Below are 25,050 nucleotides of genomic sequence, written 5' to 3'. Positions count from 1 at the left end.
AGTTCGCGATCGCTATGGTGACGCGGTAGATCGCCATCAACAGCACACGCTCGGCGAACGGCACGGCCACGTTCGCCTGCGCTGGAGACGCCCAGCTCACGCCCTTCAATGCGCCTCTCAGCTCGAACACGAGGGCTACGGAACGCATGTTCGAGCGACCGACTATCCTTACTTCATGGCCGATTCGCAGCTACAGCCTGGAATGACCGCAACCCGAGCCGAGATCAGAAATATCTATGGCGGCTCGTCCCAGGGTGGCATAGCGCCCTCCAACACATCGAACACTGTTCTCCTCTACTCCGATCCCGCTGTGGGGGCCCGCTACGGTTACCGCGACGGATGGCTTGCCGAAGAAGACGAACACGGGCCGATCTTCGAGTACACAGGCGCCGGCGCTACTGGCGACCAGACCTTTGATGGTGTTGGTGGCGCCGGCAACAGGGCCATCCTTAACCATGTTGCATCGGGACGATCACTCCGGGTATTCACTGCTACCGGAAGAGTCCCTGGCTCACAGACCAAACTCCACCGGTACGTAGGCGAATTTACCGTTGATACGGACCGACCGTACACATTACGGAAAATGCCCGACAGTGGTGGCAAGTTGCGCAATGTCATCGTCTTTAGACTCCGTCCTTCAGGCGTGGTTGATCGAGATGGACGGGACGTCATCCCGCCTTCTGTTCAGACCCTCACCTCGTTGCACAGCGACAGTTCAACTATTGATGATCTCCTTGACAACAAGGCAGAGGTCGACAGGCTATCGAAGCTGGTTTTGGCGACAACGACCATGCCACCGTTGGCAATTGCTCTACTTGGGGAGTGGGGTGCCGGTAAATCTAGTTTCATGGCTCAGATGCACCAGCGTATCCAGCAACTAGCAGGTCTATCCGCCCAAGCAAAGTCCGGTAAGAGTGCCTTCGTGGGACACGTTCGGCAGATTCACTTCAACGCTTGGCATTACAGCGACGAACATGTCTGGTCGGGCCTGATTGAAAAGCTCTTCCGTGACCTCGCTCAGGTATCTGAAGAACAAGACGACTCGTCAGAAGACCTCCTCACAAAACGCGCTGAACGCGCCGCAGAACTAGGTACTCTCGAACATAGAGTTGCGCAACTTGACTCGGACTTGGAGCGAGCGGCAAGCCTGCAACACCGAGGCTTCTTTGCTTGGTCAAGATCACCCACAGAGGGATTACTTCTTCTTCGCGCAGCGAGCCGGGAGCTACGCGCCGATACAGCTGTCTATGGACTGGGCGCCATCATGGTGCTGGTTGCCGCAGTTGCGGTCATCATCTGGGGAAAACCCGTGATCCAGCCATGGATCGCGGGAGGCATTGGGGCGCTCCTAGTAAGCCTTCCGATAGCCAAGATCTGGGGAACTATCCGGGCTTTGCTTCCGGGCCAGAGGAAGGTAGTCGACAAATTCCGAGGCCAGTTGGAGGAGATCCAGTCCGACTTGCACTCCCGAGTCGCGTCCGCTCGGGCGAGCCTGGCCGAGGTAGACGCTGCGGTGCGACTCGCTGATTTTCTGACAGAGCGTGGTTCGACGAACTCATACCAAGGGTATCGGGGCCTGCTTGCCTGGGTACACAGGGACCTCACACACCTCGACGAAAAACTGCGCGCAGCGCAGGACGAGTGGACAGAGACCGAGTCTCACCAGCCACCGCCCCTGCAGCGCATCATCTTGTATATCGATGACTTGGACCGCTGCCCACCCGCACGCGTAGTCGAGGTATTGGCTGCCGTACACCTCATGCTCGCGCTTCCTCTTTTTGTCGTCGTCGTGGCGGTTGATCCGCGCTGGCTCGTCAACTGCTTGAAGCATCACCACAAGGAGCTTTTTGCTGAGGCTGGCGACAAATCCGAAGGAGATCCTCAAGATATAGCGACACCGTTGGATTACCTAGATAAAATATTCCAAATCCCACTCACGATACCTCCCACCACTCCGGAAAAGACGGCTCACTTCCTTGAAGCGCTGCTCAGAACTCCCAGCGCAAACTCTGAGCCAGCAAGTACGGAGCAGGCCAATCCGATACCGATCTCAGGAGACGAATCACTCGGGGGTGACTTCGCTGAGGCCTCACCTACCGTAGGCGAGGCAGTGCCCTCCAGGCTGGACATCGATGAATTGAACCCAAGCCAAATGACATTGACCGCATCAGAAATCTCATTCATGAGTCAATTGGGTGCACTGGTTCCAACTCCGCGAGCGGCCAAGAAGATCGTGAACCTCTATCGGCTTGTCCGCGTGGGCATCAAGGCTGAGGATCTGCCGGGTTTCGTCGGCCCGTCACCCAGTGAACCAGGTGAGCATCAGGCGGTTCAGGTTCTTCTCGCACTGCTTGTAGGCTACCCGGAGCAAGCCAGGCCTCTTTTCAAGCACATTCTCACTTCCGCCACTTCAGAGAAGATCACGGACGTGCTCCGGAACAGCCCGCCGCAGGCCGCTATTGGTTCTAGGGCAGCCGACGCGCTTGATGCGATCAACGCCAACACCGAGGTTCGGTTGGATGTCGATACTTATCAGCGGTGGTGCCCCTTGTTGGCTAGATATTCTTTCTTCACTCGCCGACTTAGCGGCTGAGCTTGCAGAACCTTTCGAGGCATCAAAATTGTCTGCACCGACGGAGTGATGGTCGAAGCGTCTTCATCGGTCGGACGCGTTCGACGGGTCGTTCGCCGCTCGGTCAGCCTTCGTCAGCGTGACGTCGATGCAGTCGGCAGCAGCGTCCTCACCTCCCCCGCAACCCCCGGTCCGCGAAGTCGATCAGCCAGTCGAAGCTCTCGTCGATGTCCGTGCTCAACTGGAACGCGTTGCCCGCCTGCAGCATGGCGAAGCCGTGGCAGAGGCTGCGGAGGGTGCGCAGGGCGTGGTCCACGGCGGGCTCCGGGATGTCGTAGCCGCGCAGGACTGCCTGGAAGGCGTCGAGGAGGCGTCTGCCCGCGGCGGCCAGGGGGTCGTCGGGAGCGGACGGTTCCAGGCCGATCGTCGCGGCGTACCGGCCGGGGTGCTCCAGGACGAACGTGCGGAAGGCGCGGGCCGCGGCGGCCAGGGCGTCTCGGCCCGCGTAGCCCTGGATCGCGCCGCCGACCGCGTCGGCCGCCTCGTTCAGTGCCAGGACCGCGATGCGGCGGTTGAGGTCCTCCTGGCCGGCCACGTGCTTGTACAGGGACGGGGTGCGTACACCGACCCGTTCCGCCAGTAGCCCCATCGTCAGGTTGGCCAGGCCCACCTCGTCGGCGAGGGCGGCGGCGGCCGCGACCACGGAGGCCGGGTCCAGACCGGCCCTAGGCACGGGCCGCGTCCGACGGGAGGGATCGGAGGAAGGAGAGCATGAGGGTAACCACCTGGTCGGGGAACTGGTCGTGCGGGTAGTGCCCGGCGCCCTCGATCATCTCAAGGCTGCCGAGGCCGGACGGCAGGGCCGCGACGACCGCCGAGCCCTCGGCGTGCGGGTCGGCCCAGTCGGGGTCGAGCGTGCCCATCACGACCAGGACCGGGCAGCGGACGTTGCCGAGCTGTGCGCCGGCGTCGGCGGGGGTGGCGCGGCCCATGCCCTGGAGGGCCTTCATCCGGCCCGGCTCGTGCAGCAGGGCGTCGACACGGCCGAGCCGTTCGGTCCAGTCGGCGGGCCGCGTGCCCGGGTAGGCCACGTCGAGGTAGGAGCGCCAGAGCCGCGCGCTGCCGAACACGCCCGTGCCGGCCAGCCGCAGCATGCCCTTCCGGAAGCGCTTGACGCGCAGGTCGCCGAGGCGGACCGACTGCTTGCGGGTGAACGGCGCCAGTTCGACGACCGCGCTGACCAGCGCGGGCTCCTGTGCCGCGGCGATGGTGGCCGCGCCGCCTGAGATCGAGTGGCCGACGAGCACGGCCGGGCCGCCCAGGTGGCGGATCACGGCGAGCAGATCGCCCGCGATGGCGGTCCGGTTCCAGGCCGGCCAGTCGGCGCCGGACTCGCCGCAGCCGCGCAGGTCGACGGCGGCGACCCGATGGCCCGCCGCCACCAGCCGCGGGATCACGGCACGGTACGCGGCACGGCTGTCGCCCATGCCGTGGGCGAGAACGATCAGCGGGCCCGACCCCGCCACCTCGTAAGCGATCGTGCCGCCGTCGACGGCAAGGTACTCGGTCATGTCATTCCTCCGGTTCGGTCCACCTGGCTAATGCTGTTAGCTAAAAGCTAATGCAGTTAGCCTCTGCTGTCAAGGGCCGGGTTCGCGGCGCGGCCGGGAGGGCGCAGGGTGCGCGGGGTGTGCTCCCAAGTCGCCTGTGCGGAACCGAGGTTGACTTGACCTCGCCTGGGGCGAGAGGGTCGCTGAGCCGTGCGCGTGCCGGCCGGTCGGTGAACCGGCGTCCCGGCGCGCACATCTCCCATTCCGCCAAGACCATTTGATCCTCCGAGGTCCGGGGACCCTTTCATGAGTTCAAGCAATTCCAGACGCGGAGGCGGCATGTCGAAGCGTCGCCGTCCCGCCCTGCTGACCGCCGTCGCCGCGCTCGCCGTCGCGGGTGGGGCGGCCGTGCCGGTGCCGGCGCTGGCCGCCGCCGGAACCACGGACGAAACAACCACCCTGCAGGGGGACTTCGCCGCCGCCGCCGACGCGTACCACGTCCCGCGTCAGGTGCTGCTGGCCGTGGCGTACCAGGAGTCGGCCTGGGACACCCACAGCGGGCAGCACAGCACGGACGGCGGCTACGGCCCGATGCACCTGACGGACGTCACCCCGGCGATGATGGCCGGTGGCGACGCGGGTGCGACGGGCCGCGGCGATCTGCGGCGGATGTCCGCCGCTCCGGCCCTGCACACCCTTCAGGCCGCCGCGAAGCTGACCGGTCTGCCGGCCGAGAAGCTGCGCAGTGATCCGTCCGCCAACATCCTCGGCGGCGCGGCCCTGCTCGCCTCCTACCAGAAGGCCGTGCACGGCTCCACCGCCACCGACCCGGGCGACTGGTACGGCGCCGTGGCCCGATACAGCCAGGCCGACGAGCGGCAGGGTGCCACGGCCTTCGCCGACCGCGTCTTCGCCACCGTCCGGAAGGGTGCCCACCGCACCACCGCCGACGGCGAGCACGTACGGGTGGCCGCCGACAGCGATGTCACCCCGGCCACCGGCCAGTTGGCCTCGCTCGGCCTCAAGGTCGCGGCGGACACCGCCACCGAGTGCCCGGCCACCGTCGCCTGCACCTTCGTACCGGCGGCGCCGTCCAACGGCCAGGTCTCCGACCGGCCCGCCAACGGCATCCGGATCGACAGCATCGTCATCCACGACACGGAGACGTCGTACGACACCGCCGTCAACCTCTTCCAGCAGCCCGGCGGCTCCGCCGCGCACTACGTCATGCGGTCCTCGGACGGCGCGGTGACGCAGATGGTGCCGACGAAGGACCTCGCCTTCCACGCGGGCAACTACTCCACCAACATGCACTCGATCGGCATCGAGCACGAGGGCTACGCCGCGCACGGAGCCACCTGGTACACCGAGGCGCAGTACGAGGCCACGGCCGAGTTGGTGAAGTACCTCGCCGCGCGCTTCGGCATACCGCTGGACCGGCAGCACATCGTCGGCCACGACAACGTCTCCGGGCCGAACTCGTCCCTCGTCTCCGGCATGCACTGGGACCCGGGCCCGTCCTGGGACTGGAACCACCTCATGAGCCTGCTCGGCGTGCGCACCGGACGGCACGGCGTCGGTCCCGTCGGCTCGGTGGTCACCATCGCCCCGCGCTTCGCCGACAACCAGCAGACCGTCCAGATCTGCCCCTCCGACGACCCGACCGGCGCCACCACCGCGTGCGCCGAGACGCGGCAGGCGTCGGACTTCCTCTACCTGCGCACCGGGCCCAGCGACAGCGCCCCGCTCTTCGGGGACCAGGCACTGCACCCCGGCGCGGCCGGCACCGACCGGATCAACGACTGGGGCGCCATGGCGGCGGCCGGACAGCAGTTCGTGGTCGCCGACAAGGACGGCGACTGGACGGCCGTCTGGTACGGCGGCTCGAAGGTGTGGTTCCACAACCCGCACGGCTGCAACACCGCGCCCGCCCACGGGGTGAAGGTGATCGGAGCGGCCGGCACCTCACCGGTGGCGGTGTACGGCTCCAGCTATCCGGACGCCGCCGAGTACCCCGCGGGCCTGTCGCCGTCCACGCAGGCCCCGCTGAGCATGTACTCCGTCCCGCCCGGCCAGGCCTACGTGGCCACCGTGGCGCCGTCCCTCACGGACGACTTCTTCCCCTCCAGCGGCAGGGTCGTCACCGGCGCCAAGTCGATGTACACCATCCAGTACAACCACCGGGTCGGCCTCGTGTACGCCTCGGACGTCACGGCCACGGACTCGTGACGATCCTCTGACCGCGGCACTCCGGAGGACGGGTGGTGTCCAGGAGCCCCGGGCTCCTGGACACCACCCGTACGACGAGGGCATGGACAGGCACGACCGCGGTGCCAGGATGAGGACATGACGACGATCTACGGGGAAGCCGCGGCCGGGTTCGAGGGCGTACGGGAGGCGTTCCGCGCCAACTTCGAGCGGCGGGGCGATGTCGGGGCGGCCGTGTGCGTGTACCGGGACGGGCGGCCGGTGGTGGATCTGTGGGGCGGGGTCGCCGACCCGGAGACCGGGCGCGCGTGGGAGCGGGACACCTTGCAGCTCGTGTACTCCGCCACCAAGGGGGCCACCGCGACGCTCGTGCATCTGCTCGCCCAGCGCGGGGAGTTGGATCTCGACGCGCCGGTGGCCGCCTACTGGCCGGAGTTCGCCGCGAACGGCAAGGCGGAGATCCCGGTGCGATGGCTGCTCTCGCACCGGGCCGGGGTGGTGACCGTGGAGCCGCCCGTGCCGCTGGAGAAGGCGCTGGGGTGGGAGGCGATGGCCGCCGCCCTGGCCGCTCAGCGGCCCGACTGGGAGCCGGGGACCGCGCACGGATATCACGGGCGGACCTTCGGGTGGCTGGTCGGGGAGGTGATCCGGCGGGTCTCCGGGCGGACACCGGGGCGGTTCTTCGCGGAGGAGGTCGCCGGGACGCTCGGGCTCGACTTCTTCATCGGGCTGCCGGCCGCCGAGCGTGGTCGGGTCAGCCGGATGGTGTATCCGAAGCCGGAGTTAGACCTGGGCGCCGTACCCCCGGCGGCCGTTCCGCCGGAGCTCAGGGAGTTGGTGGCCGCGTTGCAGGATCCGGACTCGCTGAGCAACCGGGCGTTCGCCGTCACCGATCCCGCGGAGATCGACTTCAACTCGGCCGAGGTGCAGGCCGCGGAGCTGCCCGCGTCCAACGGGATCGGTACCGCGCGGGGGCTGGCGCGGATGTACGCCGCGTTGATCGGGGAGGTGGACGGGGTGCGGCTGTTCACGCCGGAGACGCTCGCCTCGGCCACCGCGGAGCAGGCCGCGGGGGTGGACAGGGTCATCATGATGCCGACCCGGTTCGGGTCCGGTTACATGCTGCCCGTCGAGACCAGCCCGCTCACCGGGCCCCGTGCGTTCGGGCATCCCGGGCGGGGCGGGTCGCTCGCCTTCGCCGATCCCGAGCACGGCGTCGCCTTCGGTTACGTCATGAACAGCATCGTCGAGGGAGGCGAGGACACCCGCGCGTCCACGCTCGTCGAGGCGGTGCGGGAGGCCCTGGCCCAGTGACCCGGCGCAGACGGCAATGAAGTTTCCCCGAGATGCCGTGAAACATTTCCCGGGGCCCACCGCATCAGTGAAGTGGAACGGCACAGCGCCGGGCACGGGACGGGGGAGAACGCGGATGGGGCAGCGGCCTGGGGAGGACTTCGCCGAGTTCGCCGCGGCGCGGGCCGGGCACATGTACCGGTCCGCCTGTCTGCTCACCGCCGGGGACACCCATCTCGCCGAGGACCTGGTACAGGAGGCCCTCGGGCGGATCTACCTGCGGTGGAGCCGGGTCTCCCGGGTCGGGAATCCCGCCGGGTACGCGCAGACCGTGCTCACCCGGACGTTCCTCGCCCACCGGCGGCGGTTCAGCAGCGGCGAGCGGGTCAGGGACTCGCTCCCCGAGTCCGCCGACACCGGCACCGATCCCTCGCTGCGGCTGACCCTCCTCGACGCGCTCGCGCGGCTGCCCGCCAAGGACCGGGCCGTCGTCGTCCTGCGGTACTGGGAGGACCGGTCGGTGCACGAGACCGCGGACGCGCTCAACGTGACGTCGGCCGCTGTCCGTACGCGGTGCGTTCGCGCCCTCGCCCGGTTGCGTGAGCTGCTGGGCGAGGACCTCGCCGAGTACGCCCGCCCCTGACATCAAGCGCATCAACCTTGTGGAAACGGTGGTTCGTCATGCCCATCGACCGACAGAACTCAGAGGAACCGGACTTCGAACGGCGGCTCTCCGACGCCCTGCGCGACACCGGCAGTGCCTTCGACACGCACCGGGGCGGCCTCGCCGCTGCCGGTACGGCACGGGGACGGCGGCTGCGGCTGCGGCGCCGGGCCGCCGTGCTGGGTGGCGTGGCCGGCGTCGCGCTGGTGGGGGTGGGCGGCGCCCTGGTGGTGGCGGACGGCGGGTCCGCCGACCGGTCCACCGCGTCCGTGGCCGGTTCGCCGAAGCCGACCGGCTCGTCCTCCTCCGCGGCAACCGCGCCCGTCACCGCGGACCAGATGATCCGTACCCTCGAAAAGCTGCTGCCGAAGGGCGGGTTCAGCAATGCGGTGGGGCGGGGGGTGGACAAGAAGGAGCCGCTCGTGGCGCCGTACGCACAGGTCGTGTACGACGACGGTCATGGCGCCGCGGCCATCAGCGTGGCGGTGAACCGGGTGGCGCCCGGCGGGTACGACGCCCGGCAGGCCGTCCGCTGCCCCGACAAGGTCTACACCCCGTACGACAGTTGTGTGACCAGCCATCTGCCGGACGCCTCCGTCGTGACCGTCGTCAAGGGGTACGAGTATCCCGACCGGCGGGTGGACACCAAGCTCTGGACCGCGAACCTCGTCACCCCGGACGGCCATCACGTCTCGGTGAGCGAGTGGAACGCCGCCGCGGAGAAGGACGCGCCGGTCAGCCGGAAACAACCGCCGCTGTCCGCGGCACAGTTGAAGTCGCTCGCGGCCGCGAAGGCGTGGCGTGGGGTGGTCGACGCCATTCCGGAGGATCCCCGGCAGACCCAGGAACCGCCCCTTGCGCAGGGCGACGGCAAGGCGGTCCGGGGGACCCTCACCTCGTTGATCCCCAAGGGGCTGAAGGTCGTGGCGCACGCGGCCGACGACGACGAGCAGTTCACCTATCTCGTTCTCGACGACGGCAAGGGCAGGAGTCTCGTCCAGATCAACGTGCAGCCGGACATGTCCGATGTCAGGAGCCAGTTGTTCGGGGCCGGGTCCGAGACGCTCCCCGACGGGACCCAGGTCGCCGAGCGGAAGGGGCCCGGGGAGAAGGGTGGCGACGGGGTCGTCATGTGGACCGCGGACACCATGCGCACCGACGGGTTCCGGGTGGTGATCAGCGCCTTCAACTCCGGCTCCCAGCAGACCGCCGCGACCCGCAGCGCGCCGGCACTGACCATGAAGCAGCTGCGCGCCATCGCCCTCAGCCCCAGGTGGAGGTCCTGAAGGCCCGGGCCGTCTTCTTGGCCGTCTCCTCGAGGCACCAGGGTTGACACGGGTCGACTCAGGTTCGGTCGGTGCCGACGGCTTCGGGCTAGCCTCGAAGAATCCCGCCAAACGTGGCAGAAGGAGACAGGCATGGCCAGGGTTCCCAGTTCGGTGATCGCCGCGAGCGGGCTCGTCGGAGGGTACGGCGTGGCCCGGTGGACGAAGAAGCGGCCGCTGGGCGGAGCCGTACTGGCCGTCGCCGGGGCCGCCGCCGCGCAGCAGTGGCGGCAGCATGCGGGCGGGAAGGCCGCCGGGGCGCTGTCCGTCGCGTACGTCGCCGCGTTCGCGGGGTCGCATCCGCTGGCCAAGAAGGTCGGCGCCTGGCCGTCCGTCTTCGCGGTGGCCGGTGCGGTGGCACTGGCGTCGTGGGCGGTCGCCGACCGGCGCGCCTGAACGGCATCCGGGGCGAGCGCTCCGCGGGCGGGGCCGCGCCCGGCCGTCGCCCGGCTGCGGCGCCGTCGTGGCACGTCGCGCAGTTCCCCGCGCCCCTTCCGGGCAAGACCAGCCGTCGCCCGGCTGCGGCGCCGTCGTCGCACGTCGCGCAGTTCCCCGCGCCCCATCCGGGCAAGACCCGCCGTCAACCGGCTGCGGCGCCGTCGTCGCACGTCGCGCAGTTCCCCGCGCCCCTTCCGGGCGGGGTCTGGCGTGGGCGTCGTCAGGAGGCGCCTGCGCTGCGGAACGCTCGGCGGTATGCCTGCGGGCTCGTGCCGACCACCCTGCGGAAGCGTTCCCGGAAGGCCGTCGGGGAGCCGAAGCCCGACTGGGTCGCGATGCGTTCGACGGGGTGCGCGGTGGTCTCCAGCAGGTGCTGGGCCCTGCGTACCCGCGCCCGGTGCAGCCACTGCAGCGGGGTCGTGCCGGTCTGGTCACGGAAGCGGCGGTTGAGGGTGCGGGTGCTCATGCCGGCCCGGGCCGCGACCTCCTCCAGGGTGAGGTCACGGTCGCAGTTGTCCTCCAGCCAGGCCAGCAGCGGCTCCAGGGTGGCGCCCGCGGGGGCCGGCGGCTGGTCGTGGACGATGAACTGGGCCTGACCGCCCTCCCGTTCCAGCGGCATGACCGACATCCGGGCCGTGTGCGCGGCGACCGCCGAGCCGTAGTCCGTGCGGACCATGTGCAGGCACATGTCCATGGCCGCGGCCGCGCCCGCCGAGGTCAGGAACTGGCCGTTGTCGACGTACAGGACGTTCGGGTCGACGTCGATGCCCGGGTACAGCGCGGCCAGGGTGTCGGCGGCGGCCCAGTGCGTGGTGGCACGCAGGCCGTCCAGCAGGCCGGTGGCCGCGAGGACGAACGCCCCGACACACACCGACGCGATCCGCGTGCCGTTCGCCGCCGCAGCGCGCAGCGCGTCGGCGACCTCGGCCGGGAGCACGTGGGCGGGATCCGCGACGCCCGGCACGATGATCGTGTCCGCCTCGGCCAGCGCGTCCAGCCCGTACGGCGCCTGCACCGTGAACGCGCCGCCGGCCACGGTCACCTCGCCCCCCTGCCCGCACACCCGGACCCGGTAGGCGTCCCGGCCGTCGGGCAGCCGGGCCCACCCGAAGGTGTCGATCGGGACGGTGAAGTCGGAGGGGATGACCTGGTCCAGGACGAGTACGGCCACGGTGTGCATGGCAGAAAAGTAGTCCTTCGACGGGTTGTCGCCAAGTGAGGGTGGATATCCGCTGGCGGCGGCACCCGGGGCTGGCGAGAATCCGTTGAGTGGTGGCACTGCCGCCGCTTCTGCAAGATCCTCCGGCCGCCTAGCGTCGAGGCCGTGACCAAGTTCCTCCTCGCCGTCCATGTCCTCGCGGCGATCGTCGCGATCGGTCCCGTCACCGTCGCCGCCAGCATGTTCCCGCCGGCCGCCCGCCGCGTCCTGGAAGCACCGGACGACGTCCGGGCCGCCGAGACCCTTCAGCTGCTGTACCGGATCTGCCGGGTGTACGCCGTCGTCGGCGTCGTCGTCCCCGTGTTCGGGTTCGCCACCGCGAGCAGCATGCATGTGCTGGGCAGCGCCTGGCTGATCACGTCGATAGCGCTCACCGCACTCGCGGCGGTCGTCCTCGCCGTACTGGTGCTGCCCCGGCAGGGCGCGCTGGTGGAGGGCGGCGGTACTCGGCAGGCCACCGCCCGACTCGCCATGTTCACGGGGGTGTTCAACCTGCTCTGGGCCGCCGTGACGGTCCTGATGATCATACGGCCGGGGTCGACGACCGGCGCCTGATCCCCTCTCCCTCCCGGTTTCCGGCGGAGCGGCCGCCGGGACCCGGGTGGGCGCCGTGCTTGCTCCACCCGTGGGTCCTGATCACGCGTTCGGCCGTATGCGGGCCGCTCAGGGCTTCTCTCCTCGCCCCGAGCCGCCAGGATGGCCCAAGGATCACGCCATGGTGCGGGCGAACCGCGAGCGTCTGGAGACACACACCGGTGACCGTTCTCAACGACCCCGAGCCCTCTGCCGTCCCCCATTACGACAGCGAGGTGCCGCTGCGAGGCCGGCAGCCCGGCAACGCCGTGGTGAAGTGGATGACGACCACCGACCACAAGACCATCGGCACCCTGTACCTGGTCACGTCGTTCGCGTTCTTCCTGATCGGTGGCGTGATGGCGCTGCTCATGCGCGCCGAGCTCGCCCGGCCGGGTCTGCAGATCGTCTCGAACGAGCAGTTCAACCAGGCGTTCACGATGCACGGCACCGTGATGCTGCTGATGTTCGCGACGCCGCTGTTCGCCGGCTTCACGAACTGGATCATGCCGCTTCAGATCGGTGCTCCGGACGTCGCCTTCCCGCGGCTGAACATGTTCGCCTACTGGCTGTACCTGTTCGGCTCGTCCATCGCGGTGGGCGGCTTCCTCACCCCGCAGGGCGCCGCCGACTTCGGCTGGTTCGCCTACTCCCCGCTGTCGGACGCGGTCCGCTCGCCGGGCCTCGGTTCCGACCTGTGGATCATGGGTCTGGCCTTCTCCGGCTTCGGCACGATCCTCGGCGCGGTCAACTTCATCACCACGATCGTCTGCATGCGCGCCCCCGGCATGACCATGTTCCGCATGCCGATCTTCGTGTGGAACGTGCTGCTGACCGCGGTCCTGGTCCTCTTCGCCTTCCCCGTCCTCGCCGCCGCGCTGTTCGCGCTGGAGGCGGACCGGAAGTTCGGGGCGCACGTCTTCGACGCCGCGAACGGCGGAGCGCTGCTGTGGCAGCACCTCTTCTGGTTCTTCGGCCATCCGGAGGTGTACATCATCGCCCTGCCGTTCTTCGGCATCGTGACCGAGATCATCCCGGTCTTCTCCCGCAAGCCGGTCTTCGGCTACATGGGCCTGGTCGCGGCGACCATCGCGATCGCCGGTCTGTCCGTGACGGTGTGGGCGCACCACATGTACGTGACCGGCGGAGTGCTGCTGCCGTTCTTCTCCTTCATGTCGTTCCTCATCGCGGTACCGACCGGCGTGAAGTTCTTCAACTGGATCGGCACCATGTGGAAGGGCTCGCTGTCCTTCGAGACACCGATGCTGTGGGCGACGGGCTTCCTCGTGACCTTCCTGTTCGGTGGTCTGACCGGTGTCATCCTGGCCTCGCCGCCGATGGACTTCCACGTCTCCGACTCGTACTTCGTGGTGGCCCACTTCCACTACACGGTCTTCGGCACGGTCGTCTTCGCGATGTTCGCGGGCTTCCACTTCTGGTGGCCGAAGATGACGGGCAAGATGCTCGACGAGCGGCTCGGCAAGATCACCTTCTGGACGCTGTTCACCGGCTTCCACGGCACCTTCCTGGTCCAGCACTGGCTGGGCGCGGAGGGCATGCCGCGCCGTTACGCCGACTACCTGGCGAGCGACGGCTTCACCGCCCTCAACACGGTCTCGTCGATCAGTTCGTTCCTGCTCGGCCTGTCGATCCTGCCGTTCCTCTACAACGTGTGGCGGACCGCCAGGTACGGCACGCCGGTCGGCGTCGACGACCCGTGGGGCTACGGCCGTTCGCTGGAGTGGGCGACCTCCTGCCCGCCGCCGCGGCACAACTTCGTCACCCTGCCGCGGATCCGCAGCGAATCCCCGGCGTTCGACCTGCACCACCCCGACATCGCCCTCGCCGAGGCCGAGGCGCACGGCGTCCACTCGTGACCGACGCGGAACACCAGGTGGGCGGCAGACCGCAGCAGGGAGCCGACGGGGACCTCGCCGACGAGGTGGCCGGGTACCTGCTGTGGCAGGCCAGGATCGCGGAGGCCGAACGGCGGGCACGGGAGTTCACCGGCCGCATGGACTGGCTGACCACGTCCCAGCGCGACGAGGTCGAACACCACTACGTCGAGGACAGCCTCAGGCAGGCCCGGCAGGACCTCGAACGGATCGCCGCCCGGTGCGTCTCCCTGCGGGGCGAGTACGAGCGGCGCTACCGCACACTGCGGACGCGCTGCGCGGGCTGGGCGCTGGCCGTGTGCGGGAGCGCCGCCTTCCTGGCGGCGGCGGTGTCACTGGGCCGCTGAGAGCCCCTTCTCCCCGCCCTGCGCCGCCACTGTCAACGGGGTGGCGACGTCCTCCAGCGACCGGCGCTCCGCGCTCACCGCGCACACCACGGCCACCAGACCCGCCGCACACATCAGGCCCGCGCCGATCTGGAAGGCCAGGACCGTGTCGGACACCTTCCCCGTCCCCGTCAGGTCGGCGAACAGGAGCGGGCCGCTGATGCCGCCGGCCGCCGTGCCCAGCGCGTAGAAGAAGGCGATCGACATCGCCCTCGTCTCCATCGGGAAGATCTCGGACACCGTCAGATAGGCGCTGGACGCTCCCGCCGACGCGAAGAACAGCACCCCGCACCAGCACGCCGTCAGCGTCCCCGCCGTGAGCACTCCCTGGTGGAACAGCCACGCCGTGAGGAACAGCAGGACCCCCGACAGGAGGTACGTCGACGAGATCATCACCCGCCTGCCCACGGTGTCGAAGAGCTTGCCCAGCAGCAGGGGGCCGAGGAAGTTGCCGACCGCGATGACCACGAAGTAGTAACCCGTGTCGGCGGTCGGCACGTCGAAGAACTTCGTGAGGATCGTGCCGAAGCCGAAGGTGATCGCGTTGTAGAGGAACGCCTGGCCGACGAAGAGGGAGAAGCCGAGGACGGCCCGGCGCCGGTAGTCGTGGAAGACGGTGCGGGCGATCTCGCGGAAGGTGACGCCGGAGCGCGGGTGGATCACCAGTTCGCCCGCCGGTTCGGGCAGCGGCTCGCCCTTCTCGGCCTCCACCTGCTGCTCGATCGAGGAGACGATCTCCTCCGCCTCCCGCTCCCTGCCGTGGATCAGCAGCCAGCGCGGACTCTCCGGGACGTTCCGCCGTACCAGCAGGATGACCAGGCCGAGGACCACCCCCAGCGCGAAGGTCAGGCGCCAGCCCAGGCCCTTCGCCAGGAAGTCGGTGTCGAGCGCGACGATCGACAGCAGCGACCCGCCGACCGCGCCCACCCAGAAGCTGCCGTTGATGATCAGGTCGACCCGGCCCCGGTGGTAGGCCGGGATCAATTCGTCGATCGCGGAGTTGATCGCCGCGTACTCGCCGCCGATGCCGAAGCCGGTCAGGAAACGGAAGACGAAGAACCACCAGGGGGCGAACGAGATCGAGGTCAGCGCGGTGGCCGTCAGATAGACCACCAGGGTGATCATGAAGAGCTTCCTGCGGCCGTGCCGGTCGGTCAGGCGGCCCCAGAAGAGGGCTCCGACGCAGGCGCCGGCCACATACAGCGCGGCGGCCGTGCCGGTGACCTGGGAGGCGGAGATCGCCAGTCCGCTGCCCGGCTCCGACAGGCGGCTCGCGATGTTGCCCACGACCGTGACCTCGAGGCCGTCCAGGATCCAGACCGTGCCGAGGCCGATGACGATCGTCCAGTGCCAGCGCGACCAGGGCAGGCGGTCCAGGCGGGCCGGGATCCGGGTGGTGATCGTCCGGTCGCGGCCGGAGCCGCCGTCCGCCCCGTGCACACCCACGTCGGCACCCGTAGCCATCCGCGCCTCCTCGGCCGGGAAGTGAATCGAAACCCCCGTCGAGTGCCCCATCGCGGGCGGTCGAAGCGCCCTACGCGCCCAGCGCCCGCGACACCGTGAAGATCAGCACTCCGGCCAGCGACCCCACCACCGTGCCATTGATCCGGATGAACTGCAGGTCACGCCCGATGTGCGCCTCGATCTTCCGGGTGGTGTGCTCGGCGTCCCAGCCTGCCACGGTGTCGGTGATCAGGGAGGTGATCTCCTTGCGGTAGGTCGACACGACGTGCACGGCCGCGCCCTCGACCCAGCTGTCGACCTTGTCCTGCACCTTGGTCTCGCTCGCCATCCGGGCGCCCAGGGAGATCAGGGAGGCGCGGACGCGCAGCCGCAGCTCGCTGCGTTCGTCCTCGGCCGCGGACACGATCATGGACCGTACGGCCGTCCAGGCGGACGCGATCAGGTCCTGCACCTCGCCCCGGCCCAGGACCTCGCCCTTGAGCCGCTCGACCCGGGCCCGGGTGTCGGTGTCGGACTGGAGGTCGTTCGCGAAGTCCGAGAGGAAGCGGTCCAGGGCGCCGCGCGCCGGGTGCGAGGGCATGTCCCGCATCTCGGCGCAGAAGCGCAGCAGTTCCCTGTAGACGCGCTCGCCGACCTTGCGGTCCACGAACCGGGGCGTCCAGCCGGGCGCCCCGCCCTGCACGGCGTCCATCACCGAGTCCCCGTGCTGCACCAGCCAGTCGTACGCCCGGCTGACGACCAGGTCCACGGCCCGCCGGTGACCGCCGTCGGCCACGACCCGGTCCAGCATCTTGCCGATGCCCGGGGCGATCTCCTGGGCGTCGGCCCGCCGGGTGATCGCCTCGCCGACCACGGCCTGCACGTCGGAGTCGCGCAGCACGGTCAGGGCGCCGCGCAGCGCGGTCGCCAGCTCCGCCGTCACCCGGTCGGCGTTCTTCGGCTCCGCCAGCCACGCGCCGAGCCGGCCGGCGATGCCGACGGCGTGCAGCCGCTGCCGCACGACGTCCTGGGAGAGGAAGTTCTCGCCGACGAACTCGCCCAGCGAGACGCCCAGCTGGTCCTTCTTCGTCGGGATGATCGCGGTGTGCGGGATGGGCAGGCCGAGCGGGTGCCGGAACAGGGCGGTCACCGCGAACCAGTCGGCGAGCGCGCCGACCATCCCCGCCTCGGCCGCCGCGGCCACGTAGTCCGCCCAGGAGCCGGCACCCGCGCCGGACGCCCACTTGGCCAGCGCGTACACCAGGGCGACGAGCAGCAGCAGGCCGGTCGCCGTGGTCTTCATCCGCCGCACCCCGCGCTGCCGCTCCTCGTCGGCGGGTGTGAAGGCGTTCATGGACTTGTAGGACGGGGTGCTCCCCACGCGCCCCTCGGCCCGGCCCCCGGCCCGGCCGTCCGCCCCTCCGCCCACCCGGCCGTCGGTGTCCGGCGTTTCCGTGCGTTCCTCCATCTGCTCCACCCGTTCGCAGCCGGTCTCACCCTCTCGGTGATCCCGCACATATTGTCCCTTCCTGACCTACTCCTGGAACGGAACAAGAGTTCCCACCGTCTGTCTCTTCGGGAAACTCCGGCAGGCCGCCCGTCCGGGTCCTGCCCGTCGTTCGAGGAGAACTGAACACACATGCCCCGGCGTCACCACGGTTACGCCCTGCTCGGCGCGGTCCTCGCGCTGATCGTGGCCCTGTCCGCCGCCCTCTACGCCGGCGTCGCCGCCGGCGGTACGTCACGGAACGCCGTCGTCCCGGGCGGCCGCCCGCACGGCGTCTCGGCGGCGCCCGTCTCGGCCGGCACCTGGGTCGGCGCCTGGTCGGCGTCCCCGGTGGGCGGCGAACCCGGCACCGGGACCGACGGGCTGGCGGGCCGCTCGGTACGCAACGTCGTGCACACGACCGCGGCCGGCACGAGCGCCCGGATCACGCTCTCCAACCTGTACGGCCGGTCGGCGCTCACCCTCGGCCACGCCTCGATCGCCCTCGCGGCCGGCCATGACACGGCGGCGGCGCAGGCCGGGACGGTACGGCGGCTCACCTTCGGCGGCTCCACGTCCGTCGTGGTCCCGCCGGGCGGCCAGGTGGTCAGCGACGCGGTGCCGATCCGGGTGGAGCGGGGCGCGGACGTGCTGGTCACGACGTACTCCCCGACGCCGTCCGGGCCGGTGACCTATCACCCGAGGGCCCGCCAGGTGTCGTACGTGGCGGACGGCGACCGTACGGAGGACGCGGGGGCGGGCGCGTACACGGGGCAGACGCCGTACTGGCGGTATCTCACCGCGCTGGACGTGCTGAGCGGCGACTCCGAGGGCACGGTCGTGGTGTTCGGGGACTCGCTGACCGACGGGATCACCTCGACGGTGGGGGCGAACCGGCGCTGGCCGGACGTGCTGGCGGGGCGGCTGCGGCGGGCCGTGGCGGGGGGGTCCGGCGTGCCGCGCTACAGCGTGGTCAACGAGGGGATCAGCGGCAACCAGGTCCTCACGGACGGACCGGGGCGGCCGGCGGAGAACGAGAGCGGCGTCGGGCGCTTCGCCCGTGACGTGCTGTCCCGGCCGGGCGTCAAGGTCGTCGTCGTCGACCTCGGGATCAACGACATCCTGCGCGAACGCCGGCCGACCGACCCCGACGCGGTCGTCGCGGGGCTGCGCGCGCTCGTCCGCGCGGCGCACGGGCGCGGGATCAAGGTGGTCGGGGCGACACTGATGCCTTTCCAGGGGCACCGTGGCTGGTCGGCAGCGAGGGAAGCGGTTCGCCAGGAGATCAACGAGCGGATCCGGTCGGGGCGGGTGTTCGACGCGGTGACCGACTTCGACAGGGCGCTGCGGGATCCGTACGCGCCGGAGCGGCTCCGGCCGTACTACGACTCCGGCGACCACCTCCACCCGGACGACAGCGGGTTCGCGAAGATGGCGGAGACGTTCAGTCTGGCCGACCTGGGGGGCGGTGGGTCGGCGGCGCTGTAGGGCGGGGGCGGCGGTTGCCCGCGGGCCGGCGGGGGCTGTCACGCAGTTCCCCGCGCCCCTTGCCCGACACCCCGCCGCCCGCCGACAAGCACCGCCCGGGATCAGAGCCGGCCGTGCCTGCGCCGGTCACATACCTCGCGGACGGATACGGCCAGTGACCCCCCGCAGGCCGGCGGGGGCTGGTCACGCAGTTCCCCGCGCCCCTTGCCCGACACCCCGCCGCCCGCCGACAAGCACCGCCCGGGATCAGCGCCGACCGTGCCTGCGCCGGTCACATACCTCGCGGCGCTCCTCGCGCCACTCCCGGCGGGCCGCGTGGAGTTCGTGGCGGGAGGAGGTGCGGTCGAGTCGTTCCTGGCGGCGTTCCTCCTTGAGGCGTTGGCGTTCCGCCCGGGTGACCTTGTGCTCCACCTGGACGCCGCCCCAGAAGGCGAAGCCCGTCACGATCACGCGCGGCGCGGCCGGGTCCGGCGGGGTGCCGTCCTCGCGGTGGTCGAAGCCGCCCATGATGCCGATGCCGCGCATCACGACCTCGACACCCGGCGGCACGATCACGCTCATCCCGCCCATGATCGCGACGCAGTTGATCTCGATCTCGCGGTCCGCGAAGTTCGCCTCGCGCAGGTCGATCTCGCCGCCGCCCCAGAACGCGAGGCAGTTGAAGCGTTTGGGCGCCGTCCAGCGGCCCTTGCGCTGGAAACCGGACATCACGGCCACCGCCCAGGAGGACGAACCCTCGCCGCCGACGATCCGGCCCGCCCAACCGCCGCTCTCCGCCGGTGGTTTGCTCAGTGACACCGGCGCGGGCACGGCCGCCGAGGGGAGGTCCCTCGTGATCGGCGTCAGCTCACCGTACGTACGGGCCTTGTACGTCGCCTCCAGCCGCTCCTCGAACTCCGCCATGTCGAGCCGCCCCTCCGCGAGGGCGTCCCTGAGGATCTCCGAGACTCGTTCGCGGTCGGCGTCGGAGGCACGCAACTCCGGGGCTTCGTCGGTCATGGGTGCAGACTACGAGTTCCGCTCGCCGGGCACTATGCTCCTGGGCGTCTCCAGGGACCGCAGCATCTTCGCGATCACCGTCTCGATGTCCGGTTCCCGGACGGAGAGGTCCACCAAGGGGTAGTCCGCCGCGATCCGCGCCACCAGCGGCGCCGCCGACTGCGACGCCGGGAACGCCAGCCACTGCCGCGGTCCCTCCACCTTCACCACCCGCGCCGACCCGCCGGCCTCGACCGGCGGCAGCTCCCGCTCCAGGTCCACCACCAGGGTCCGCTCGCTCTCCCCCGCCTCGTGCAGACCGGCGAGCGCACCGTCGTACACCAGCCGCCCGTGGTCGATGACCATCACGCGCGAGCACAACTGCTCGATGTCCTGGAGGTCGTGGGTGGTCAGCAGGACCGTGGTGCCGCGCTCGGCGTTCAGCTCCCGCAGGAACTCCCGGACCTTGGCCTTGGAGATGACGTCCAGACCGATCGTCGGCTCGTCCAGGTAGAGCACCTCCGGGTCGTGCAGCAGCGCGGCCACGATGTCGCCGCGCATCCGCTGGCCCAGCGACAGCTGCCGTACGGGCACGTCCAACAAACTCTCCAGGGAGAGGAGTTCGACCAGCCGGTCCAGGTTCTCGCGGTACCGCGCGTCGGGGATGCGGTACATGCGGTGCATCAGGCGGTAGGAGTCGACGAGCGGAAGGTCCCACCACAGCGTCGTGCGCTGACCGAAGACGACACCGATGCGGTGGGCCAGTCTCGTGCGCTCGCGCGACGGGTCGATGCCCGCCACCCGCAGCCGGCCGCCGCTCGGCGTCAGGATCCCCGTGAGCATCTTGATCGTCGTCGACTTCCCTGCGCCGTTCGGGCCGATGTAACCGACCATCTCGCCACGCTCCACCGTGAAGGAGAGCGCGTCCACCGCCCGTACCTGCCGGCGCTCCCGTTTCAGGAAGCCGGTCTTGCGCCGGACCTCGAAGACCTTCTCGACCCGGTCCACTTCGATGAACACTGTCAACTCCCCGTGCTCCGATACGACCTGAGCCCCGCCCGCCACGCCAGCCCCGCCAACGCGCAGCACACCACCGCCACCACCGGCGCCGACCACGCCGTCCACTCCGGGAGCCGCAGCGGATACGGCCGCCCCAGCACGTACGCGGCCGGCACCCAGTTGACGAAGGCCAGCGGCACCAGGAAGGTCACCCCGCGGACGAAGTCCCTCCCGAACACCGTCGGCGGGTACTGGAGCAGCGTCGTACCGCCGTAGGTGAACGCGTTCTGCACCTCGGCGGCGTCCTGCGCCACGAACTGGAAGGTCGCGCCCACCAGGAACAGCGCGCAGAAGATCACCGCCCCGCTGAGCACGGACAACGGCACCAGCAGCACCTTCGCCGCCGTCCACTCGACGTGCACGGCGGACAGCGCGTACCCGAGCACCAGCCCGCCCTGGACCACCCGGCCGAGACGGCGCAGCGCGAACCGGTCCGCGCCGAGCTGCGCGAGCACCGGAGCCGGGCGCACCAGCAGGGTGTCGAAGGAGCCGTCGCGGATCCGCGCGCCCAGCACGTCCATCGACCCGAAGACCAGATCGGCCAGGCCGAACGCGGTCGTGGACAGCCCGTACAGGAAGGCCACCTCGGGCATGGTCCAGCCGCCGAGCCGGTCGACCTGCGTGAACATCAGCAGGATCGTGGCGAAGTCCAGGCCGGTCACCGTCAGATTGCCGACCAGCGTGAGGACGAAGGACGCGCGGTAGGTCAGGGAGGAGCGGATCCACATCCCGGCGATCAGCCGGTACGCCCGCGCACCCTCCACCGGCCGGGACGCCCGCGGCCCGGCGGTGCCTTCCAGGACCCGCTCAGCCACCCTGCACCACCACCCGCCGGGTCGCCGCCGTCTGGATCAGCCGTCCCGCCGCCAGCAGCGCCACCGCCCACGCCGCCTGGAACGCGTACGCGCTCAGCGGAGCCGACTCCCCCAGCAGCACGTCCGCGGGCACCTGGAGCTGCGCCGCCCACGGCAGGGTCCGTACGACATCGCCCAGGGCGCCCGGGAAGACGTTCAGCGGCAGGGTCATGCCCGAGCAGAAGATCCCCAGGACCATCAGGACCTGGTTGACGCCCATGCCGTCCATCAGCCAGAACACGCTCAGCGCGGCCAGGTAGCGGATGCCGAAGCTGACGGTCATGGCCAGGAGCAGCGCGACCGCGAAGGCCACCCAGGTCGTCACGTCCCCCGGCAGGGCCATCGGGAAGAACAGCGCGCCGAAGGCGAAGGGGACCACCCCGCGGCCCAGCAGCTGGAACAGTGACCGGCCCAGGTCCGTCGCCAGCCACCACAGCTGGAGATCGGCCGGACGGTACAGGTCGATCGCGATCTCACCCGTACGGATCCGCTCCATCAGGTCCTTCTCCACGCCCCCGCCCTGGATGGCGAGCGTCGCGTAAAGGCACTGTCCGAGCCACACGTAGGTCACCGCCTGGGCCTGGTCATAGCCACCGAGGTGCGGTTTCTCGTTCCACAGCGCCAGGTAGGTGTACACGAGGATGATCCCGAAGGCGGTGTTGGTGAACACCCCGGCGGCGGTGGCCGTCCGATACGTCGCATACCGCCGGAAACCACCCACCGCGACGGCACCGTACAACCGTCCCGCACCCACGCCACAGCCCTCCTCGGCCGGCCGACCCGAAGCGCCGAAGCCTATGCGGAGGCAGGGCGCCCGCGCCTGCCGTTTTCCGGCACGCTCCCCTCTGCCCGCACGGGAGGAGCGATCACGACGACCGAGCGCGGCTGCCCGAACGAGGGACGGGCCCACGATGCCGCCCGGCCACCGTGCGCGAACTCACAGCAACCGGTCCCGCAGCCGAACTCCTCTAACAGGCTGACCAGTTCATCCGCACGGCACCCGTCCGTCCCGCCCGACACGTTTCGGCCACCCCGACGCGTGCCGTGGTCAGGGAACTGAACGACGGATGGGACAGTCTTCATCAAAGGAGGCATGAGTAGCCTCCGGTAACGAAGGCGCCGTAAGCGCCGAAGGCGTACCGGCCCCCGGGACGTACGACGCACCGCACCACAGGAGTCCGCGCACACCATGAGTGACGAGCCGCAGCCGCAGCAGCCGAACCAGAGCGGCGAAGGCCCGACGGACCCGCCCACGGCGGTCCAGGAGACGGAGGGGGGAGAGAAGAAGATGAAGCGGCCCAAGCGGACCGGATGGCGACGGATCGTCCCCACCTGGCGCATGCTCCTCGGCACCTTCGTGATCGGCGTACTCCTGCTGATCGGCCTGTTCTTCCTCGGCTACTCGATGGTGCAGATCCCGACGGCCAACGCGTTCGCCACCAAACAGAGCAACGTGTACCTGTACGCCGACGGCTCCCAGCTGGCCCGGGACGGCGAGGTCAACCGGGAGAACGTGGACCTCTCCCAGGTCTCCGTGGACGCCCAGCACGCCGTGCTCGCCGCCGAGGACCGCGACTTCTACACCGAGTCCGCCGTCGACCCCAAGGCGATGCTGCGCGCCGCCTGGAACACCGCCACCGGCAAGGGCACCCAGTCCGGCTCGACGATCACCCAGCAGTACGTGAAGAACTACTACCTCGCGCAGGAGCAGACCGTCACCCGAAAGGTGAAGGAGTTCTTCATCTCGATCAAGCTGGACCGCTCCGAGTCCAAGGCCCAGATCCTGGAGGGCTACCTCAACACCAGCTACTTCGGCCGCAACGCCTACGGCATCCAGGCCGCCGCCCAGGCCTACTACGGCAAGGACGCCGTCGACCTCGACCCGGCCCGCGCCGCCTACCTCGCGGCCCTGGTCAACGCGCCCAGCGAGTACGACGTCGTCGCCCACCCCGAGAACAAGGCCGCGGCCGTCGCCCGCTGGAACTACGTCCTGGACGGCATGGTCAAGAAGGGCTGGCTCAGCGAGTCGAAGCGGGCCGGCATGAAGTTCCCCATGCCCAGGGAGCAGACCGTCTCCACCGGCATGTCCGGGCAGCGCGGCTACCTCGTCGAGGCCGTCAAGAGCTACCTGATCAAGAACAAGATCGTCGACGCCGACGCCCTGGAGGCCGGCGGCTACCGCATCACCACCACCATCGAGAAGGACAAGCAGAACGCCTTCGTCAAGGCCGTCGACGACAAGCTGATCTCCCAGCTCGACAAGAAGAACCGCAAGGCCGACACCTACGTGCGCGCCGGCGGCGCCTCGGTCGACCCGAAGACCGGCAAGGTCGTCGCCATGTACGGCGGCATCGACTACGTGAAGCAGTACACCAACGGCGCCACCCGCGGTGACTTCCAGGTCGGCTCCACCTTCAAGCCGTTCGTGTTCGCCTCCGCCGTCGACAACGGCTCCACCACCCAGTCCGGCCAGACCATCACCCCGAACACCTACTACGACGGCACCAACAAGCGCCCCGTCCAGGGCTGGCCCGGCGACAGCTACGCACCGGAGAACGAGGACGAGAAGTCCTACGGCGAGATCACCGTCCGCAAGGCCACCGACCTGTCGGTGAACGCGGTGTACGCGCAGATGGCCGTCGACGTCGGCCCGTCCAAGGTCAAGCAGACCGCCGTCGGCCTGGGCATCCCCTCCGACACCAAGGACCTCCAGCCCTATCCGTCCATCGCGCTCGGCACCGCGACCGCGAGCGTCCTGGACATGGCGGAGGCGTACGCCACCCTCGCCAACCACGGCAGGCACGGCACGTACACGATGGTCGAGAAGGTCACCAAGGACGGCACGCAGGAGATCGAGCTGCCGGCGTCCGACACCAGGCAGGCCGTCAGCCGCCAGGCCGCCGACACCACCACCTCGGTCCTGCAGAGCGTGGTCGACAACGGCACCGCCACCGCCGCCCAGGCCGCGGGCCGGCCCGCGGCCGGCAAGACCGGCACCGCCGAGGAGGACACCGCCGCCTGGTTCGCGGGCTACACCCCCGACCTCGCCACCGTCGTCTCCGTGATGGGCCAGGACCCGGTGACCGCCGCCCACAAGCCGCTCTACGGCGCGCTCGGCCTGGAACGCATCAACGGCGGCGGCGCCCCGACCGAGATCTGGGCGCAGTACACCAAGGCCGCCCTCAAGGGCGTCGTGGCCTCCGCCTTCGACCTCGACCTCCAGCCCGGAGCCGAGACCGTGGCCCCGGCCACCCAGAACCCGGCCACCCCGGGCACCGGCGGCCAGGACAACGGCGGCACCACCGGCGGCGAGCAGGACAACGGCGGCACCACCGGCGGCGAGCAGGACAACGGCGGGACGACGGACGGCAACACCACCTCGGGCACCACCGACGGGGGCACCACCGACGGCTCCACCACCGACGGGTCCACCACGCCCGGGACGACGACCTCCGGCACCGACTCCGGCACGACGACCTCGGGCACCGACTCGGGCACGTCCACCGGCACCACCACCGACGGCACCAGTACCGGCACGACGGCCGGAACCGGCGACGGCGGCGCCACGACCGGAACGACGGCGGGCGACGGCGGCGGCGGCTTCGGACTCCCCTAGGAC

At 69.9% G+C, this 25,050-nt stretch carries 20 protein-coding genes; 11 read left to right on the top strand and 9 right to left on the bottom strand.

Annotation, left to right across the window (positions count from 1 at the left end):
- Window positions 1-175: 175 nt before the first annotated feature.
- A complete protein-coding gene (locus ACZ4O3_RS28225; protein ID WP_467724865.1) occupies window positions 176-2,593 on the top strand; it encodes a P-loop NTPase fold protein in 2,418 nt (805 codons plus the stop codon).
- A 148-nt stretch (window positions 2,594-2,741) separates the two neighbouring features.
- Here ACZ4O3_RS28225 and ACZ4O3_RS28220 read toward each other — a convergent pair whose 3' ends face one another.
- Both ACZ4O3_RS28220 and ACZ4O3_RS28215 read right to left on the bottom strand, forming a co-directional pair.
- Window positions 2,742-3,275, bottom strand: a complete 534-nt coding sequence (locus ACZ4O3_RS28220; RefSeq protein WP_362714388.1) for a TetR/AcrR family transcriptional regulator — start codon at window positions 3,273-3,275, stop codon at window positions 2,742-2,744.
- Window positions 3,276-3,297: 22 nt separating this feature from the next.
- Window positions 3,298-4,143, bottom strand: a complete 846-nt coding sequence (locus tag ACZ4O3_RS28215) for an alpha/beta fold hydrolase (protein WP_467724863.1) — start codon at window positions 4,141-4,143, stop codon at window positions 3,298-3,300.
- Window positions 4,144-4,461: 318 nt separating this feature from the next.
- Between ACZ4O3_RS28215 and ACZ4O3_RS28210 the strand changes: the two genes are divergently transcribed.
- The 5 genes from ACZ4O3_RS28210 (at window position 4,462) to ACZ4O3_RS28190 (ending at window position 10,008) form a co-directional block, all read left to right on the top strand.
- Window positions 4,462-6,351, top strand: coding sequence for an N-acetylmuramoyl-L-alanine amidase (locus tag ACZ4O3_RS28210; protein WP_467724862.1), 1,890 nt, complete (start codon window positions 4,462-4,464; stop codon window positions 6,349-6,351).
- Between the two features lie 117 nt (window positions 6,352-6,468).
- Window positions 6,469-7,644 (top strand): serine hydrolase domain-containing protein, encoded by a 1,176-nt coding sequence (locus tag ACZ4O3_RS28205; RefSeq protein WP_467724861.1) that lies wholly within the window; start codon window positions 6,469-6,471, stop codon window positions 7,642-7,644.
- 115 nt (window positions 7,645-7,759) lie between these two features.
- Window positions 7,760-8,266, top strand: coding sequence for a SigE family RNA polymerase sigma factor (locus ACZ4O3_RS28200; protein ID WP_362731714.1), 507 nt, complete (start codon window positions 7,760-7,762; stop codon window positions 8,264-8,266).
- 38 nt (window positions 8,267-8,304) lie between these two features.
- Window positions 8,305-9,573, top strand: a complete 1,269-nt coding sequence (locus tag ACZ4O3_RS28195) for a hypothetical protein (protein WP_467724859.1) — start codon at window positions 8,305-8,307, stop codon at window positions 9,571-9,573.
- A gap of 132 nt (window positions 9,574-9,705) precedes the next feature.
- Entirely contained in the window at window positions 9,706-10,008 is a 303-nt protein-coding gene (locus tag ACZ4O3_RS28190; RefSeq protein ID WP_362732411.1) for a hypothetical protein, read from the top strand.
- Window positions 10,009-10,270: 262 nt separating this feature from the next.
- Here the strand turns inward: ACZ4O3_RS28190 and ACZ4O3_RS28185 are convergent, their stop codons facing one another.
- A complete protein-coding gene (locus tag ACZ4O3_RS28185) occupies window positions 10,271-11,230 on the bottom strand; it encodes a GlxA family transcriptional regulator (RefSeq protein ID WP_467724858.1) in 960 nt (319 codons plus the stop codon).
- Window positions 11,231-11,374: 144 nt separating this feature from the next.
- Between ACZ4O3_RS28185 and ACZ4O3_RS28180 the strand changes: the two genes are divergently transcribed.
- The 3 genes from ACZ4O3_RS28180 to ACZ4O3_RS28170 all read left to right on the top strand — a co-directional run bounded on the left by ACZ4O3_RS28180 (window position 11,375) and on the right by ACZ4O3_RS28170 (window position 14,084).
- Complete coding sequence (locus ACZ4O3_RS28180) at window positions 11,375-11,824, top strand: hypothetical protein (protein ID WP_362715428.1); 450 nt, start codon at window positions 11,375-11,377, stop codon at window positions 11,822-11,824.
- A 200-nt stretch (window positions 11,825-12,024) separates the two neighbouring features.
- Window positions 12,025-13,719 (top strand): aa3-type cytochrome oxidase subunit I, encoded by a 1,695-nt coding sequence (gene ctaD, locus ACZ4O3_RS28175; RefSeq protein WP_467724856.1) that lies wholly within the window; start codon window positions 12,025-12,027, stop codon window positions 13,717-13,719.
- Window positions 13,716-14,084, top strand: coding sequence for a cytochrome C oxidase subunit I (locus ACZ4O3_RS28170; protein WP_467724854.1), 369 nt, complete (start codon window positions 13,716-13,718; stop codon window positions 14,082-14,084). Before ctaD ends, ACZ4O3_RS28170 begins: the two co-directional genes overlap by 4 nt.
- On the opposite strand, the gene ACZ4O3_RS28165 is transcribed toward ACZ4O3_RS28170, so the two are convergent.
- Both ACZ4O3_RS28165 and ACZ4O3_RS28160 read right to left on the bottom strand, forming a co-directional pair.
- Entirely contained in the window at window positions 14,070-15,587 is a 1,518-nt protein-coding gene (locus ACZ4O3_RS28165) for an MFS transporter (RefSeq protein WP_467724853.1), read from the bottom strand. The two genes, ACZ4O3_RS28170 and ACZ4O3_RS28165, sit on opposite strands and share 15 nt — an antisense overlap.
- 70 nt (window positions 15,588-15,657) lie before the next feature.
- A complete protein-coding gene (locus ACZ4O3_RS28160; RefSeq protein WP_384988826.1) occupies window positions 15,658-17,034 on the bottom strand; it encodes a DUF445 domain-containing protein in 1,377 nt (458 codons plus the stop codon).
- A 171-nt stretch (window positions 17,035-17,205) separates the two neighbouring features.
- On the opposite strand from ACZ4O3_RS28160, the gene ACZ4O3_RS28155 reads away from it, so the two are divergent.
- Window positions 17,206-18,540, top strand: a complete 1,335-nt coding sequence (locus tag ACZ4O3_RS28155) for an SGNH/GDSL hydrolase family protein (RefSeq protein WP_362713289.1) — start codon at window positions 17,206-17,208, stop codon at window positions 18,538-18,540.
- A 246-nt stretch (window positions 18,541-18,786) separates the two neighbouring features.
- Here ACZ4O3_RS28155 and ACZ4O3_RS28150 read toward each other — a convergent pair whose 3' ends face one another.
- The 4 genes from ACZ4O3_RS28150 to ACZ4O3_RS28135 all read right to left on the bottom strand — a co-directional run bounded on the left by ACZ4O3_RS28150 (window position 18,787) and on the right by ACZ4O3_RS28135 (window position 22,185).
- Window positions 18,787-19,539, bottom strand: coding sequence for a DUF1707 SHOCT-like domain-containing protein (locus tag ACZ4O3_RS28150; protein ID WP_467724852.1), 753 nt, complete (start codon window positions 19,537-19,539; stop codon window positions 18,787-18,789).
- Between the two features lie 9 nt (window positions 19,540-19,548).
- Window positions 19,549-20,634 carry an ABC transporter ATP-binding protein gene (locus ACZ4O3_RS28145; RefSeq protein WP_467724851.1) on the bottom strand — a complete coding sequence of 362 codons (1,086 nt, stop codon included), beginning with the start codon at window positions 20,632-20,634 and terminating at the stop codon, window positions 19,549-19,551.
- Window positions 20,541-21,305 carry an ABC transporter permease gene (locus tag ACZ4O3_RS28140; protein ID WP_362713347.1) on the bottom strand — a complete coding sequence of 255 codons (765 nt, stop codon included), beginning with the start codon at window positions 21,303-21,305 and terminating at the stop codon, window positions 20,541-20,543. The genes ACZ4O3_RS28145 and ACZ4O3_RS28140 overlap by 94 nt, the downstream gene beginning before the upstream one ends.
- Window positions 21,306-21,384: 79 nt before the next feature.
- Entirely contained in the window at window positions 21,385-22,185 is an 801-nt protein-coding gene (locus ACZ4O3_RS28135) for an ABC transporter permease (RefSeq protein ID WP_362713293.1), read from the bottom strand.
- A gap of 435 nt (window positions 22,186-22,620) precedes the next feature.
- Here ACZ4O3_RS28135 and ACZ4O3_RS28130 point away from each other — a divergent pair, with 435 nt between their 5' ends.
- Window positions 22,621-25,047 (top strand): transglycosylase domain-containing protein, encoded by a 2,427-nt coding sequence (locus ACZ4O3_RS28130; RefSeq protein WP_467724850.1) that lies wholly within the window; start codon window positions 22,621-22,623, stop codon window positions 25,045-25,047.
- The last annotated feature ends 3 nt before the right edge of the window (window positions 25,048-25,050 follow it).

The organism is Streptomyces sp. NPDC026515, assembly GCF_055567595.1.
The sequence above is the reverse complement of the archived record's forward strand: the minus strand, read 5'-3'. Positions and strand labels throughout refer to the sequence as shown.